Below are 15,500 nucleotides of genomic sequence, written 5' to 3' on the forward strand. Positions count from 1 at the left end.
GAGGGTGGTGATACCTGTCAGTGTCGTGCCATTACTCAATGCATAGGTGGTTCCGATGGTTTTACCGTCCGCGCTGAGGGCAATGCTTGCACCCGTAGTAGTACTGAACTGAGCCACACCCAAGTTCTGGGCGATGGTTTGTAGTGCGTCCTGCGTTATCGTTTGGTCTTTTACTGCACGCTGTTGTTCAATTTGGGTGATGAAATCACCCAACGGATCGGGTACTGGATTTGGAGTACCTGTCGTGGGATCAGTAGTTACATTGATATCGGTACTCGCGAGATCTGTAGGATGCAACAAATCTTTGGTGACATAGCGCTGGATGCCGTCCTCACCGGCGACGAGATCAGTTTGTTTCAAGCTTGTTAGATCACCGTCCAAAGTGTCTCGGTGTCCCACGATTTCGGAAAGTACTGTGTCGCCATTCTTGATGACAGTGGTAGTGTCATATCCGCCATTGGGGTTTAGGTACTGGGTGTAGGTAACTTGGTTGCCATCGCCATCAGTGGTGTGAATGCTGAACTCGCCAGTGCTGACCTTATTGCTGTAGGAGTCACCGTTGGCGAAGTGATAGCGGGTAAAACCATCCGCTGTCTTATCCGGCTGCATGATGGCCTGTCCGGGCTTCACTTGGTTGAGATTTGCGATATCGGGATTGCTAATGCGTACGGCATCTTGGTAAGCAGTCCAGTCGCTAATACCGGTGGGCAAATTCTTCTGTACTTTATAGGCATCCCAAACGGTGCCGCCTGGACCAATGACGACGCTGTAACCGGTGCCAGGGGTAATGTAGTCAGCGCTTATTCGGACCGCCGAATCGGCTGGCGGCTCTACATTGGCAGGATTAATTACGCCCCTGCCGGCATATGCAGTATTTATAAAACTCTGAAGATCAATTGATGAAACAGCATCCGAGGCTGCTTTACTCAACGCAGCTTTGCGCATATCTGACAAATTCAGACCAAATCCAACTGATGTCAGAGTTGCGCCTACTGCAGATATACCCAGAGCGGTCCATCCTAATGGGGTGGCAATTGCCAAAAGTGATCCCACAATTGCGACCGTGTTGCCAACAGCGCTGACATAATCGCCAACAGACGCTCCTTTTTCATCTGCATTGGCAGCTCCTTTAACTAAATTGAGCGTTAGCGATACCGTATTCGTTAGTGCTCCAACACCGGGTATTGGACCAGTAATAGACGCTACAACATTGGCGACAGACGACGCGCCCGATATTGGACCCTGTGCATTAAATAATTGAATAAGATTGTCTGCAGCGCCGACCCCTGCTGCTGACAAATCAATAACTATGGCAATACCTTCCGCGATTACAGCCCCTGACATATTTATCCTTTACAAAAATTAATAATCCAGAATACGACCATTGCCAGAGCAAATACCATGGCAGAATTCCATAGATAGATAGCAATCTTTGCAGATTTGCTCCCGTCTTTCGAGTGCTCATATAAATCGAAATAGCTAACTGGGCGCTTTAACTTGAATAAAAAGTATAAATATGCGCACATTGCAAAAAAAAACAGTGCGCATGCACTAAGCATGAAAATAACAATCAAGTATGGCAATTATTTCTCCAATAAAAGAATGTATGATTTGCAACTGAAATTGCGCTCAATTTTGGCGGCAACAGATTTAATTTGTTTGATCTTTCATATTCCTGCACCTCTTTCGTCTATTGCGTGGAAAAATCCTTGCAATTGATGCTCCAAATGTTGGGTTTGTAGGAAAACTAAACCCCTTGAGTCACCTGGTTGGAATCGGGTGCCACTACCATCAGGGCATGGGCACTGGTGACGTGAGGTGATGAAAAGCGCACTGCAAATGGTTCGGTACGAACGTAGGCAGTTGGACGCTTTTGGACTTTGCACGACCAGGTCTGCCTTCTCAAACAGCAACATCAGCACACACCACTACCAATCAAACGACCACGGCACACAGTTGCATTCCCTTACTTGCGCGACGGTAGGTGATGCTACTGAGCTTTTTCGGCTTGTGGTATCCCCAATATTAGGGACATCGCCACACTGCACCTCCAGTTGGTTTTCCGTTGCGCAAGAGCAAATTTGAAATAGGCAGCAATTTGAAATAGGCAGCAGATGGATGGGTCTGGAAAAACACGGGTATCCGCTTGCCGATGAGGCTCGCGACAAAGCCCGGAAACTGGGCTACTTGCACAACGCTACGGCCGAGGCCTCTTCAGGCGCGAGTTTTACCAACTACCGAAATGGCTGTGAGCGATCGCCAGCATAGATATATATGCGTGTTCCGTTTCAGTTGGCTCACGCCACATCAATGCCGAACGCCCATTCGATCAACTCGCAAAGAGGCGAATCCAAAGACTCACTTCGAGCGCCTTTGGCAAGGTCAACTGCAGCGCAACGCAGCGTTAACCAAACCTCCTCCGGATCATTGCCAGTGGTGGTGAAGATTCTGGTGTACGGTGGGGCAGATTCAATGATGACGGCGCAGAGATGCTCCGAGTCGCGTTTGAACGCGAACACGGCAGCTTTGCGCATTCGCAGACCACGTTCAGGGCATTGAAGCATTAATTGAGGTGTTACCTCGCCGTCGTCGTTGGAGAGAACTGAGATCGGCACCGTCCAGCCATCCTCTTGGCTTTCTGTGAGGAGCTCCACAGTCAAGCCTTTCAGTTGCTTGAGGTCTTCGACCGTACTGCGCAAAAAGAGAGGAATCGAGCCCGGCTTCTCCGATGCCTTCTTGGAAACAAGGGACAGCTCAACGGGCCGTACGCGCCGGTCGGAGCCGGGTTCGCCAACAGCCATCGACTCAATTGGCGGCGCACTTGAGCCAACAGATTCTGCGGAAGTTTCCTCGGCCATGAGCCGCATGCTCCGCCAGATAGATTTCTTCTCCAGATCCGGGAAGCGAGCGGCCTCCTTGATCTGCTGGGTCTTGCCTGCCAGCTTGCTAGAAGGATCTTTCTCCACCAGAGCCGGATTTTTGACTTCTGGTGCCGGCGATCTCTGAACTCTGGGCTCCGTGGGAGAGGACGTCAGTGGGCTCTGTAGCTTGGGACGCGGTGGTGTCCCCTTAGTGGTGTACTGAAGTGAGCGAAATGGAAACGGGTGGGAGCAGGAGCGCAGGTTGTAGACCAAGAATGTCGACTTGGGGACGCCGCCATGAGAGAGCCAACGACCGGACGCAATCAGATTGGTCTTTCCCTCGAATGGGAAACGCGCTTGAGGATAAATGGGCTGACCCGCAGTAGACGCCCTCAAGCAAGAATTCCCCACAATCCGCGCAGCCCGAGCCGCGATAGGGTCCATGGATATCCGGCCAATATCTGCCGCCGAGGCGCCTGACATCTTTTCTGCCAAGTCTATTTGCAGCCTGCGGGAATAGGGATCCAGTGAGGCACTGGAAAAAAGCGAGTCCCGCAGTAGGGGTGGCAAAAACAGTCGGGAGAGCAGGCTGCTGGAAGATCCGAAGTAGAAGCGGGCCAACTCTATGCAAGGAATGATCATCCGACGATCCTGGGGGAGCTGGACCATCAGGCAGTAGGACTGCGTGCATTGGATGTGCCAAGGATGCTCGCTGATGGGGAGCAAGAAACCCCCGTCATTGAGATTCAGGCCAGCTTTGACAATCGCGGTTGACTCTTGGTCGATCTGAACGCCTGCAAACTCTTCCAGCTCGTAATCGGGGCGAAGTGCCAGTTGGCCATGGCGCCAAATGTCCCCGATTCGGACTAACGCCAGGGTGCCTACCGATACCCATACTCGCCTTTGAAGCTTTGCAGGACTGGTGCACTGAGGCGACAGCAACCCTGACGGCTCTGACATGAAGCGGTCATCAATGAGGCGTGAGAGGTGCAGAAAGACAGATGGCTGCTTCCTGCGGACAGACCTATCTGGAAACGCTATGTCGCCGAACCAGTCAATCCGCCAATTGGATTGATCCTGTGGAAAGACAGAGATTCTTGGTGTCTCACTGGAGAAGTCTCCTTTTTTGCCACCAATTTTGGAGAAATCTCTATTGATTTTTCTCACTAACTTCTAATTTTTCTCGTTTACTGCTGATTGTTCACAGTGCCGCTCAGCGCGTGTTCGGCCTGCACGTCGGCGTGGTAGCTGGACCGCACCATGGCGCCCACCGCCGCGTGCTTGAAGCCCATTTTGTAGGCCTCGGCTTCGAACATCTTGAAGGTGTCGGGGTGCACATAGCGGCGCACCGGCAGGTGGCTCGTCGAGGGCGCCAAGTACTGACCGATGGTCAGCATCTCGATGTTGTGCGCGCGCATGTCGCGCATCACTTCCAAGATCTCTTCGTCGGTTTCACCCAGGCCCACCATCAGGCCGCTCTTGGTGGGCACGTCGGGGAACAGGGCCTTGAATTTCTTGAGCAGGTTCAGGCTGAACTGGTAGTCCGATCCCGGGCGCGCTTCCTTGTAGAGGCGGGGGATGGTTTCCAGGTTGTGGTTCATGACGTCCGGCGGTGCGGCCTTCAGGATTTCCAGAGCACGGTCGTCGCGGCCGCGAAAGTCGGGCACCAGCACCTCGATCTGCGTCTTGGGTGAGAGTTCGCGTGTCTTGCGAATGCATTCCACAAAGTGGCCGGCGCCGCCGTCGCGCAGGTCGTCGCGGTCCACGCTGGTGATGACCACGTAGTTGAGCTTGAGCTGGGCAATGGTCTTGGCCAGGTTGTCGGGCTCGTTCACGTCCAGCGGGTCGGGGCGGCCGTGGCCCACGTCGCAGAAAGGGCAGCGGCGTGTGCACTTGTCGCCCATGATCATGAAGGTGGCCGTGCCTTTGCCAAAGCATTCGCCGATGTTGGGGCAGCTGGCTTCCTCGCACACGGTCACCAGTTTGTTGGCGCGCAGCACGTCCTTGATTTCGTAAAAGCGGGTGCTCGGGCTGCCAGCCTTGACGCGGATCCAGTCCGGCTTCTTGAGCACCTCACCCTGCACGACCTTGACCGGAATGCGGGACAGCTTGGCGGCGGCCTTTTGCTTGTCGGTGGCTTTGTAGGTGTCCAGCGATTGCACGTCGCGCACGGTGGCGTTGGCGGCGGGTTGGAGGGTGGTGTCTTCGCTATGGCTCATGGGGCGGTGCGCGGTCAGGGCGCGAGGTAGGTTGCGAGCTTGTGGCCCAACACGTCGGCGGCATCAGCCCAGCCGACAGAGACCCCGATTGTAGAAAGATCCACAGTTTGCAGCCGGGCGTAGCCGCAGGGGTTGATACGCGAGAAGGGTTCCAGGTCCATGGCCACATTCAGCGCCACGCCATGGTAGGTGCAGTTGCGGCTGACCTTGATGCCGAGGGCGGCAATCTTGCCCAGCCCGGTGAAGTCCGGGTCGGCGTTGCTGGATGCACCGTTCTGGGGGCGTTGCGCCAGCGGTGCATGGCCCGTGGGGTCGTCCAGCCGCACGTAGATGCCAGGGGCACCTGCCACGCGGTGGCCGGTCACGCCGAAGTGCGCCAGGGTCTTGATCACGGCTTCTTCGATGCGGTAGACGTATTCCTTGACGAAGTAGCCCGCGCGTTTGAGGTCGATGAGCGGATAACCCACGACCTGGCCGGGGCCATGGTAGGTCACCTGGCCGCCACGGTTGGTCTGCACCACAGGAATGTCGCCGGGCAGAAAGATGTGCTCCGCCTTGCCCGCCAGGCCCTGCGTGAAAACCGGTAAGTGCTCACAAATCCATAGCTGATCGTACACATCCGACGAGGGTCCCACGGGTCTTTGGTTCGTGAACTCCTGCATGGCCGCATAGGTCGGCAAGTAGTCCACGCGGCCCAGCTGGGAAGTGTCAATGGCCACGGGTCAGAGCACCACTTTCACCATGGGGTGCGTGCTGAGCGTGCGGTACAGCTCGTCGAGCTGCTCGCGGCTGGTGGCGGTGATGGTGATGGTCACGCCCAGGTAGTTGCCGCCCTTGCTCTCGCGCAGCTCGATCGTGGAGGCATCAAAGGCGGGGTCGAACTGTTTGGCGATGGCCGTGATGGCATGCACCAGCCCTTCCACCTTGTTGCCCATGACCTTGATGGGGAACTGCGAGGGGTACTCGATCAGCGATTCGGCGCGGGAATTGCCCGGGGCGCCAGGGGGCGGGGTGGGGGTGCTCATGGCTGAATTATCGCTGGGGCTTGCCCATGTGGGGTCTGGCGCCTAGGCACCAAAAATGGGAAGTTCTAGGCAGGGACGGGTTTCTACGTATAATCGTGGGCTGTGCATTGAACAGTGGCTGTAACCTGAGCGTAATTCTCGATGTCGACAATCACGCCTTTGGTACGCCAGCCCGATGATGCAGAGAACCCAGTTGGGGTCTTTGACGCAGAGTTCAAGCCCCTGACGGCCGAAGAAGCTGCCCAGTGGCGTAGCACCCATCCCGCAATGTCCCCTTGGTGGGTCGTTGTGTGCCAAGCGATGGTTGGCGTGCTGATTTTTGCGGTGACTAGCTGGTGGTGGGGCAAATCGACAGGTTTGTCCGCAGGCTACGGTGCGTTGTCGGTGGTGTTCCCCGCGGCCTTGCTGGTTCGGGGTATGCAGCGTCAGCGTTCGGTCATGCAGCCTGGTGCTGTGATGCTGGGATTTGTGGTTTGGGAGTCGGTGAAAGTCATTTTGACGGTCGCAATGCTTTTTGCGGCACCCAAAGTGGTTTTATCGCTCAATTGGCTGGCCCTGGTGGCTGGTTTCGTGTTGACGATGAAGGTGTATTGGGTCGCCGCGTGGCTGTACCCCAGGCGCTGGAATCGCAACGTTTCGAATTGATATTTGGTGACCTATGTCTGCTGAAAACGCTGCAACACATGCCCCATCTGCTGGAGAGTACATCCAGCACCATCTGCATCACTTGCAGAAAAACTTCAATTTTGACAACGTCGAGCAACACCACATTGTCGACTTCAGCCTGTTCAACTTTGACTCGCTGGTGTTTTCACTCGTGCTCGGTGCGATTGGCTGCTTCGTGTTGTGGAATGCCGCACGCAAGGCCACTTCCGGCGTACCCGGCCGCTTCCAGGCTGCCGTTGAAATCCTCACCGAAATGGTGGACAACCAGGCCAAGGGCGTGATCCACAACGCCAAGAGCCGCAAGGTCATTGGCCCTCTGGCGCTGACCGTGTTTGTCTGGATTTTCCTGATGAACGCCATGGACATGCTGCCCGTGGACTTGCTGCCCTGGACCTGGCAAGGTTTGTCTGGCAATGAGCACGCTTACCTGCGTGTCGTGCCCACTGCAGATTTGTCCACCACTCTAGGTTTGTCCTGCTCCGTGTTGCTGATCTGCGTGTTCTACAACATCAAGATCAAGGGCCTGGGCGGCTGGGCGCACGAGTTGATTGCTGCACCGTTTGGTGACCACTGGGCGTTGTACCCCGTGAACTTCTTGATGCAGATGATTGAGTACCTTGCCAAGACCGTGTCCCACGGCATGCGGTTGTTTGGCAACATGTTTGCAGGTGAGCTGGTGTTCATGCTGATTGCCCTGATGGGTGGCGGCTGGGCGTTGTCGGCAACGGGTGTTGGCTTGGCCATTGGCCATGTCCTCGCCGGAACCGTGTGGACCCTGTTCCACATTCTGGTGATCACCTTGCAAGCCTTCATCTTTATGATGTTGACGCTGATCTACACCGGTCAAGCGCACGACGCACATTGATGTAACTGTTTCTCTCTTTTTGTTTTCGTTTTTCTTTTTCCACTAACTTTTAGGAGCTTCTCATGGAAAACATTCTCGGCCTCGTGGCATTGGCTTGCGGCATCATCGTTGGTCTGGGCGCTATCGGCGCTTCCATCGGCATCGCGCTGATGGGTGGCAAGTTCCTCGAATCTTCTGCTCGTCAACCCGAACTGATGAATGAACTGCAAACCAAGATGTTCATCTTGGCTGGTCTGATCGACGCTGCGTTCCTGATCGGTGTGGCTATCGCTCTGCTGTTCGCATTCGCCAACCCCTTCGTTCTGAAGTAATCAACGGCCCTTCACGTTAGAGAAGGAATCAAACCGTGAACATCAACGCAACCCTGTTCCTGCAGGCTATCGTTTTTGCGATCCTGGTGTGGTTCACGATGAAATTCGTGTGGCCCCCGATCACGAAAGCGCTGGACGAGCGGGCACAGAAAATCGCCGACGGCCTTGCCGCCGCCGACAAGGCCAAGGCCGAACTGGCATCTGCCAACAAGCGTGTGGAAGCCGAATTGGCCAGCTCGCGCAATGAAACTGCAGGTCTCTTGGCTGACGCCGAGCGCCGTGCACAGACCATTGTGGAAGAGGCCAAGACCCGCGCCACCGAAGAAGGCAACCGCATCATTGCGGCGGCCAAGGCAGAAGCCGAACAGCAGTCCGTGAAAGCCCGTGAGGCATTGCGCGAACAAGTCGCTGCGCTCGCCGTCAAAGGTGCTGAGCAGATCCTGCGCAAGGAAGTCAATGCCGGTGTGCATGCCGACTTGCTGTCTCGTCTGAAGACTGAGCTGTAAGGGAAGACCATGGCTGAACTTGCCACCATTGCCAGGCCCTACGCCGAAGCCCTGTTCCAGGCCGTGAAAGCGGACTTGAACGGTGCAGCCGGGTGGCTGGACGAGCTGGCTGCGATTGCCCAAAACGGCCAATTGCAGCAGTTTGCCAGCAACCCCAAAGTCACTAACGCACAGGTCTATGACCTGATTGCCGGCGTGACCAAGGCTGCGCTGTCGGAGCAAGGCAAGAACTTCCTGCGCACCGTGATTGACAACGGCCGCCTGGAAGCCCTGCCTGAAATTGCAGCCCAGTTCCGCGCGCTGAAGAATGCGCAAAGCGGACTTTCCGATGCTGTGGTGTACAGCGCCTTTCCGATCGATGCGCAAGCGTTGACGGATGTGGCAGCGTCGCTCGAAAAGCGTTTTGGCCGCAAGCTCAATGTGTCCGTTGCGCTCGACGCCGATCTCATCGGCGGTATTCGCGTGGTGGTGGGTGACGAAGTTCTTGACACCTCCGTCAAGGCCCGTCTGGAACAAATGAAAGCGGCTTTGACAGCCTGAGGCGCAAGCCGCCTGCTGTGAAGCCCAACTAAAGAAAGAAGGAAAGAGTCATGCAACTCAATCCCGCAGAAATTTCTGAATTGATCAAGAGCCGCATTGACGGCCTGTCCGCCAGCGCTGATATCCGTAACCAAGGCACCGTGGTGTCGGTGACGGACGGTATCTGCCGCATCCACGGTCTGTCTGACGTGATGCAAGGCGAAATGCTGGAATTCCCCGCTGGTAGCGACGGCCTGCCCACCTACGGTCTGGCCCTGAACCTCGAGCGTGACTCGGTCGGTTCCGTGATCTTGGGTGAGTACGAGCACATCTCCGAAGGCGACACAGTCAAGTGCACCGGCCGCATTCTGGAAGTGCCCGTGGGCCCCGAGCTCAAAGGCCGTGTGGTCAACGCCCTGGGTCAGCCCATCGACGGCAAAGGCCCCATCAACGCCAAGATGACCGACGTGATTGAAAAGGTGGCACCTGGTGTGATCGCCCGTAAATCCGTGGATCAGCCCATGCAGACCGGCCTGAAGTCCATCGACTCCATGGTTCCCGTCGGCCGCGGCCAGCGCGAATTGATCATTGGCGACCGCCAGACCGGCAAGACTGCCGTGGCCATCGACGCCATCATCAACCAGAAGGGTCAGAACATGACCTGCGTCTACGTTGCGATCGGCCAAAAGGCCTCTTCGATCAAGAACGTGGTGCGCGCGCTGGAACAAGCTGGCGCCATGGAATACACCATTGTGGTGGCTGCCTCCGCCTCTGAATCGGCTGCCATGCAGTACGTGTCTGCGTACTCCGGTTGCACCATGGGCGAGTACTTCCGCGACCGCGGCGAAGACGCACTGATCGTGTATGACGACCTGTCCAAGCAAGCCGTGGCTTACCGCCAGGTTTCCTTGCTGCTGCGCCGTCCGCCCGGCCGCGAAGCCTACCCCGGCGACGTGTTCTATCTCCACAGCCGTCTGCTGGAACGCGCAGCCCGCGTGAACGCCGAGTATGTGGAAGCCTTCACCAAGGGCGCTGTGAAGGGCAAGACCGGTTCTTTGACCGCACTGCCTATCATCGAAACCCAAGCCGGTGACGTGTCCGCTTTCGTGCCTACCAACGTGATCTCGATCACCGACGGCCAGATCTTCCTGGAAACCTCGCTGTTCAACGCTGGTGTGCGTCCCGCGATCAACGCCGGTATCTCGGTGTCCCGCGTGGGTTCTGCTGCGCAGACCAAGGTCGTCAAGGGCCAATCCGGCGGTATCCGCAACGACTTGGCCCAGTACCGTGAACTGGCTGCGTTTGCGCAGTTTGCTTCCGATCTGGACGAAGCCACCCGCAAGCAGCTGGACCGCGGTGCCCGCGTGACCGAACTGCTGAAGCAAAAGCAATACAGCCCCCAGTCCATCAGCATCATGAGCGCCTCGCTGTTCGCAGTGAACAAGGGCTTCATGGACGATGTGGAAGTCAAGAAGATCCTGGCTTTCGAGCACGGTCTCCATGCCTACCTTAAGGACAAGCACGCAGCCCTGTTGGCCAAGGTGGAAGACACCAAGGCACTGGACAAGGATGCAGAGGCTGAATTGACTGCTGCTGTGGCCGCGTTCAAGAAAACTTTTGCTTGATTTCCCCCTGATCACAAGGAGCCATTGATGGCAGCAGGTAAGGAACTACGCACCAAGATCAAATCGGTGGAAAACACCAAGAAGATCACCAAGGCCATGGAAATGATCTCGGTCTCCAAGATGCGCAAGGCGCAGGAGCGTATGCGCGCTGCCCGGCCTTACAGCACGAAGATCCGGGACATTGCGACGAATCTGGGACAGGCCAACCCTGAGTACGTGCACAGCTTCATGAAGACCAACGACGCGAAAGCGGTTGGCCTGATTGTGGTGACCACGGACAAGGGCCTGTGTGGTGGTCTCAATACCAACCTGTTGCGCCAGGTCACCGGCAAGCTGCGTGATACGCAGGTTGCCGGCAAGACCGCACAGGCGGTTGCCATCGGCAGCAAAGGTCTGGGCTTCTTGAACCGTGTGGGCGCGAAGGTCGTGTCCCACGTGACCCACCTGGGCGATCGTCCTCACCTGGACAAGCTCATTGGGCCGGTCAAGGTGTTGATCGACGCGTACGTGGCTGGTGAGATCAGCGCGGTGCACGTCTGCTACAACAAGTTTGTCAGCACCATGAAGCAGGATCCAGTGGTTGAGCAATTGCTGCCACTGTCTGCTGAGCAAATGGCTGAAGACAGCAAGGCCGACGGCAGCAACCACGCTTGGGATTACATCTACGAACCGGACGCGCAAACCGTTATCGACGAGTTGCTCGTGCGTTATGTGGAAGCTCTGGTGTTCCAGGCGCTGGCCGAAAACATGGCGTCTGAGCACGCTGCACGCATGGTGGCCATGAAGGCCGCCACAGACAATGCCGGCAACGTCATTGCCGAGCTCAAGCTCGTTTACAACAAGACCCGTCAGGCTGCGATTACCAAAGAGCTGTCTGAAATCGTGTCCGGTGCAGCTGCCATCAGCGGCTAAGCGAATTCAAAAATTATTGGAGCGAAAAATGCAAGCCCAAGGAAAAATTGTTCAATGTATCGGCGCTGTGGTCGACGTGGAATTCCCGCGTGACAAGATGCCCCGTGTGTATGACGCGCTCAAGATGGAAGGCTCCCCGCTGACCCTCGAAGTGCAGCAGCAACTCGGCGACGGCGTGGTGCGTACCATTGCGCTGGGTTCGTCTGACGGCCTGCGTCGCGGTCTGGTGGTGTACAACACTGGCGCCCAAATCACTGTGCCAGTGGGCAAGGCCACTCTGGGCCGTATCATGGACGTGCTGGGTTCGCCCATCGACGAACGTGGTCCCGTGAGCCAGGAGCACACCGCTTCCATCCACCGCAAGGCTCCGTCGTACGACGAACTGAGCCCTTCGCAAGAGCTGCTGGAAACCGGTATCAAGGTGATTGACTTGGTTTGCCCGTTCGCCAAGGGCGGCAAGGTGGGGCTGTTCGGTGGTGCCGGTGTGGGCAAGACCGTGAACATGATGGAGTTGATCAACAACATCGCCAAGGCGCACAGCGGCTTGTCCGTGTTTGCTGGTGTGGGTGAGCGTACCCGTGAAGGTAACGACTTCTACCACGAGATGGCCGACTCTGGCGTGGTGAACCTCGAAGACCTGCCCGAGTCCAAAGTGGCCATGGTGTACGGTCAGATGAACGAACCCCCCGGCAACCGTCTGCGCGTGGCGCTGACCGGCCTGACCATCGCGGAATCTTTCCGTGACGAAGGCAAGGACGTGCTGTTCTTCGTGGACAACATCTACCGCTACACACTGGCCGGTACCGAAGTGTCCGCGCTGCTGGGTCGTATGCCTTCCGCCGTGGGCTACCAGCCCACACTGGCCGAAGAAATGGGCCGTCTGCAAGAACGTATCACGTCCACCAAGGTCGGTTCCATCACGTCCATCCAGGCCGTGTACGTGCCAGCCGATGACTTGACCGACCCGTCTCCTGCCACGACCTTCGCCCACTTGGACTCCACCGTGGTGCTGTCCCGTGACATCGCGTCGCTGGGTATCTACCCCGCTGTGGATCCGTTGGACTCCACCAGCCGTCAGCTCGATCCGCTGGTGGTGGGTGAAGACCACTACAACACTGCCCGTGCGGTGCAAGGCACGCTGCAGCGCTACCGCGAACTGCGCGACATCATCGCCATCATGGGTATGGATGATTTGGCCCCAGAAGACAAACTGGCTGTGGCGCGCGCCCGCAAGATCCAGCGTTTCCTGAGCCAGCCGTTCCACGTGGCTGAAGTGTTCACCGGCTCTCCCGGCAAGTACGTTCCCCTGTCTGAAACCATCCGTGGCTTCAAGATGATCGTGGGCGGCGAATGCGATCACCTGCCAGAGCAAGCGTTCTACATGGTCGGCACCATCGACGAAGCGTTCGAAAAAGCCAAGAAGGTTTAAGCCATGAACACCATCCACGTTGATGTGGTCAGTGCAGAAGAGTCCATCTTCTCCGGTGAAGCCGTCTTCGTGGCGCTTCCCGGTGAGGCTGGCGAGCTGGGCATCAAGCCCCGCCACACGCCCCTGATCACGCGCATCAAGCCTGGCTCGGTGCGGATTCAGAAAGCCGATGGCAGCGAAGAGTTCGTGTTCGTGGCCGGTGGCATTCTCGAAGTGCAACCCAACTGCGTGACCGTGCTGTCTGACACGGCCATCCGCGGCAAGGATCTGGACGAAGAGAAGGCCAACGCCGCCAAGGCCGCCGCCGAAGAGGCGTTGAAGAACGCCAAGAGCGAGATCGACATTGCGAAAATCCAGTCTGAGATCGCCATCATGGCGGCTGAGATCACGGCAGCTCGCAAGTTCCTGCGCAAGAAATAAAGCGCCCTGCGCTTGCCCACGCAAAACCGCCTTCGGGCGGTTTTGTCGTTTCTGGGCCGTGGTTCAGGACATGACGGGGGCGTCGGGCAGTTCGTTGGGGTTGCGCTGCCCGGGCTGCAGGGCGAAATGTTGGGTAAGAACAGCACTCACGCTGTCGACGGCCTGGGCCAGCCCTTGTTCGTACTGGCCGGCGCGCAGTGCCCCGGCCAACGCTTGCACCACGCTTTGCCATTGTTCGGCAGACACCACGCGGTCCACGCCCCGGTCGGCCACCAGCTCGATGGCACGTTCGGCCAGGCACATGTAGATCAGCACACCGTTGTTGTGCTCGGTGTCCCAGACCCTCAGGCGCCCAAACTGAGCCAAGGCGCGCTGCCGCAGCAAGGCGGCTGTGGTGTCGGGGCGCAGCAAGTAGCTGTTGGGCAGGCCGGCTTCCACGCAGATACGGATTTCCCCCGAGTGCATCTGTTCACTGGCGGCCACGCGGGCTTGCAGGCGCTGCAGGGCTGCATGCGGCAGGACACGGCTGGCGTCTTCCATCCAGCGGTGTTGGAAGAGGCGTTGCAGTCGCAGGATCATCACCACCCTCCGGAGGCGCCACCGCCTCCAAAATTTCCACCGCCACCGGAGCTGAACCCGCCGCCACTGGAACCAGAACCCCAGCCGCCGCGTCCTCCGCCCAGACTGCCGCCGCCCCAAGCCCCACCGTTTCGGCTGCCGCCGCTCAGGCCGCCCAGCAGTGTCAGCACCACGGCAACGATGGCCGCCAGCACCGCAATCAGCAAGCTGGAGGTCACCACCATCGCCGCAGCACCCGCCACGCCGCCGGTGGCCAGTGCGCCAAGTTTGTTGCCCAGAATCCTGCGGGCCATGCTTCCACCAATGGCCACTGCGAAAAACAGGAACACTGCCAGATCCATCCACTGAAAGCCGGCCTGCCCGCCGCGGTCCGCGGCGGGCTCTGGTGCAGGCAAGGCCTCGCCGCGGATCAGGCCCATGATCTGCTCCAGCCCGGCGTCAATGCCGCCCGCAAAATCGCCTTGCTTGAAGCGCGGTGCAATGGCCTGGTCGATGACGCGTCTGGCCATCAGGTCGGGAATGGCGCCTTCCAGCGTCTTGGCCACCTCGATGCGCAGCTTGCGGTCGTTCTTGGCCACCAGCAGAATCAGTCCGTCCCCAATGTCCTTGCGGCCAATTTTCCAGGCGTTGCCCACGCGGTTGGCATAGCTGGCGATGTCTTCCGGCGCAGTACCTGGCACCACCAGCACCACCACCTGTGCGCCGTTGCTGGCTTCAAACGCGATCAGTTTGGCATCCAGCGTCTGGCGCTGCTCGGTGCTCAGCGTGGCCGTGGTGTCGATCACATGGCTGCTCAGCGCCGGCACTGGCTGCAGGTCTTGTGCCCACACGGCCGGTACGCAGATCCCCAGGACCAGCGCCAGTGCCCAGCGCCCCAGCCACGACCATCCGCCAAAGCATGGAGCCATCGTGGTTACTTCTTGAAGTCCACCACCGGCGGGGCGCTGATGGCGGCCTCGTTCTGCACGGTGAAGCTGGGTTTGGCCTGGTAGCTGAACACCATGGCGGTGAGGTTGCTCGGAAAACTGCGGGCCAGCACGTTGTATTCCTGCACGGCCTGGATATAGCGGTTGCGGGCCACCGTGATGCGGTTTTCGGTGCCTTCGAGCTGCACGCGCAGATCACTGAAGCCCTGGTTGGCTTTCAGGTTGGGGTATTGCTCACTCACCACCATCAGGCGGCTCAGGGCACCCCCCAGCTCCCCCTGCGCGGCCTGGAACTTGGCCAGCGCCTCGGGGTTGTTGAGGGTTTCGGGCGTCACCTGGATGGACGTGGCCTTGGCGCGCGCCTCCACCACCTTGGTCAGCGTGTCCTGCTCAAACGCAGCCTCGCCTTTGACGGTGGCCACGATGTTAGGTACCAGGTCCGCGCGGCGCTGGTACTGGTTCAGCACCTCGCTCCATGCCGACTTGGTCTGTTCGTCCAGCCGTTGAAAGTCGTTGTAGCCACAGCCACTGAGCAGCATGGCTGCCGCACCCGCCACCAACCACGCCCAAGCCCGAAAAGAAGACAACTGCATGTGAAACTCCTGCAAATGCAACACCACGTACTATAGAGCGCCAC

The 15,500-nt window shown here is 58.0% G+C and carries 17 protein-coding genes; 9 read left to right on the forward strand and 8 right to left on the reverse strand.

Going from position 1 to position 15,500, the window contains the following annotated elements; all coding sequences use genetic code 11:
- The 5 genes from AC07OE_RS17795 to AC07OE_RS17815 form a co-directional block, all read right to left on the reverse strand.
- A partial coding sequence (locus AC07OE_RS17795; RefSeq protein ID WP_495071913.1) for a hypothetical protein occupies positions 1-1,344 on the reverse strand: 1,344 nt, incomplete at its 3' end.
- Between the two features lie 953 nt (positions 1,345-2,297).
- The gene (locus tag AC07OE_RS17800) at positions 2,298-4,028 is read right to left on the reverse strand and encodes a hypothetical protein (protein WP_495071914.1); all 1,731 of its coding nucleotides are present in this window, start codon (positions 4,026-4,028) and stop codon (positions 2,298-2,300) included.
- 20 nt (positions 4,029-4,048) lie between these two features.
- Positions 4,049-5,080, reverse strand: coding sequence for a lipoyl synthase (lipA, locus tag AC07OE_RS17805; protein ID WP_495071915.1), 1,032 nt, complete (start codon positions 5,078-5,080; stop codon positions 4,049-4,051).
- 14 nt (positions 5,081-5,094) lie between these two features.
- Positions 5,095-5,799, reverse strand: a complete 705-nt coding sequence (gene lipB, locus AC07OE_RS17810) for a lipoyl(octanoyl) transferase LipB (RefSeq protein ID WP_495071916.1) — start codon at positions 5,797-5,799, stop codon at positions 5,095-5,097.
- A gap of 3 nt (positions 5,800-5,802) precedes the next feature.
- A complete protein-coding gene (locus tag AC07OE_RS17815; protein ID WP_495071917.1) occupies positions 5,803-6,105 on the reverse strand; it encodes a YbeD family protein in 303 nt (100 codons plus the stop codon).
- A 267-nt stretch (positions 6,106-6,372) separates the two neighbouring features.
- On the opposite strand from AC07OE_RS17815, the gene AC07OE_RS17820 reads away from it, so the two are divergent.
- From AC07OE_RS17820 to AC07OE_RS17860, 9 genes are all read left to right on the forward strand, one after another.
- The gene (locus AC07OE_RS17820) at positions 6,373-6,750 is read left to right on the forward strand and encodes an ATP synthase subunit I (protein WP_495071918.1); all 378 of its coding nucleotides are present in this window, start codon (positions 6,373-6,375) and stop codon (positions 6,748-6,750) included.
- Positions 6,751-6,763: 13 nt separating this feature from the next.
- The gene (atpB, locus tag AC07OE_RS17825; protein WP_495071919.1) at positions 6,764-7,636 is read left to right on the forward strand and encodes a F0F1 ATP synthase subunit A; all 873 of its coding nucleotides are present in this window, start codon (positions 6,764-6,766) and stop codon (positions 7,634-7,636) included.
- 62 nt (positions 7,637-7,698) lie between these two features.
- Entirely contained in the window at positions 7,699-7,947 is a 249-nt protein-coding gene (gene atpE, locus AC07OE_RS17830) for a F0F1 ATP synthase subunit C (RefSeq protein WP_105261674.1), read from the forward strand.
- A 35-nt stretch (positions 7,948-7,982) separates the two neighbouring features.
- A complete protein-coding gene (locus tag AC07OE_RS17835; protein ID WP_495071920.1) occupies positions 7,983-8,453 on the forward strand; it encodes a F0F1 ATP synthase subunit B in 471 nt (156 codons plus the stop codon).
- Positions 8,454-8,462: 9 nt separating this feature from the next.
- The gene (locus AC07OE_RS17840) at positions 8,463-8,993 is read left to right on the forward strand and encodes a F0F1 ATP synthase subunit delta (protein ID WP_495071921.1); all 531 of its coding nucleotides are present in this window, start codon (positions 8,463-8,465) and stop codon (positions 8,991-8,993) included.
- Between the two features lie 50 nt (positions 8,994-9,043).
- Complete coding sequence (gene atpA / locus AC07OE_RS17845) at positions 9,044-10,597, forward strand: F0F1 ATP synthase subunit alpha (protein WP_310342381.1); 1,554 nt, start codon at positions 9,044-9,046, stop codon at positions 10,595-10,597.
- A gap of 27 nt (positions 10,598-10,624) precedes the next feature.
- Positions 10,625-11,509, forward strand: coding sequence for a F0F1 ATP synthase subunit gamma (gene atpG, locus AC07OE_RS17850; protein ID WP_495071922.1), 885 nt, complete (start codon positions 10,625-10,627; stop codon positions 11,507-11,509).
- Between the two features lie 28 nt (positions 11,510-11,537).
- Entirely contained in the window at positions 11,538-12,938 is a 1,401-nt protein-coding gene (gene atpD, locus AC07OE_RS17855) for a F0F1 ATP synthase subunit beta (RefSeq protein WP_495071923.1), read from the forward strand.
- 3 nt (positions 12,939-12,941) lie between these two features.
- A complete protein-coding gene (locus tag AC07OE_RS17860; RefSeq protein ID WP_495071924.1) occupies positions 12,942-13,358 on the forward strand; it encodes a F0F1 ATP synthase subunit epsilon in 417 nt (138 codons plus the stop codon).
- 63 nt (positions 13,359-13,421) lie between these two features.
- On the opposite strand, the gene AC07OE_RS17865 is transcribed toward AC07OE_RS17860, so the two are convergent.
- The 3 genes from AC07OE_RS17865 to AC07OE_RS17875 are packed head-to-tail and all read right to left on the reverse strand — an operon-like array spanning position 13,422 to position 15,456.
- On the reverse strand, positions 13,422-13,937 hold the full coding sequence (locus AC07OE_RS17865) for a TPM domain-containing protein (protein WP_495071925.1): 516 nt from the start codon (positions 13,935-13,937) through the stop codon (positions 13,422-13,424).
- The gene (locus AC07OE_RS17870; RefSeq protein WP_495071926.1) at positions 13,937-14,845 is read right to left on the reverse strand and encodes a TPM domain-containing protein; all 909 of its coding nucleotides are present in this window, start codon (positions 14,843-14,845) and stop codon (positions 13,937-13,939) included. Before AC07OE_RS17870 ends, AC07OE_RS17865 begins: the two co-directional genes overlap by 1 nt.
- Before the next feature lie 5 nt (positions 14,846-14,850).
- Positions 14,851-15,456 (reverse strand): LemA family protein, encoded by a 606-nt coding sequence (locus tag AC07OE_RS17875; protein WP_495071927.1) that lies wholly within the window; start codon positions 15,454-15,456, stop codon positions 14,851-14,853.
- Positions 15,457-15,500 lie beyond the last annotated feature (44 nt).

It is taken from the genome of Rhodoferax sp. GW821-FHT09E07, assembly GCF_059416145.1.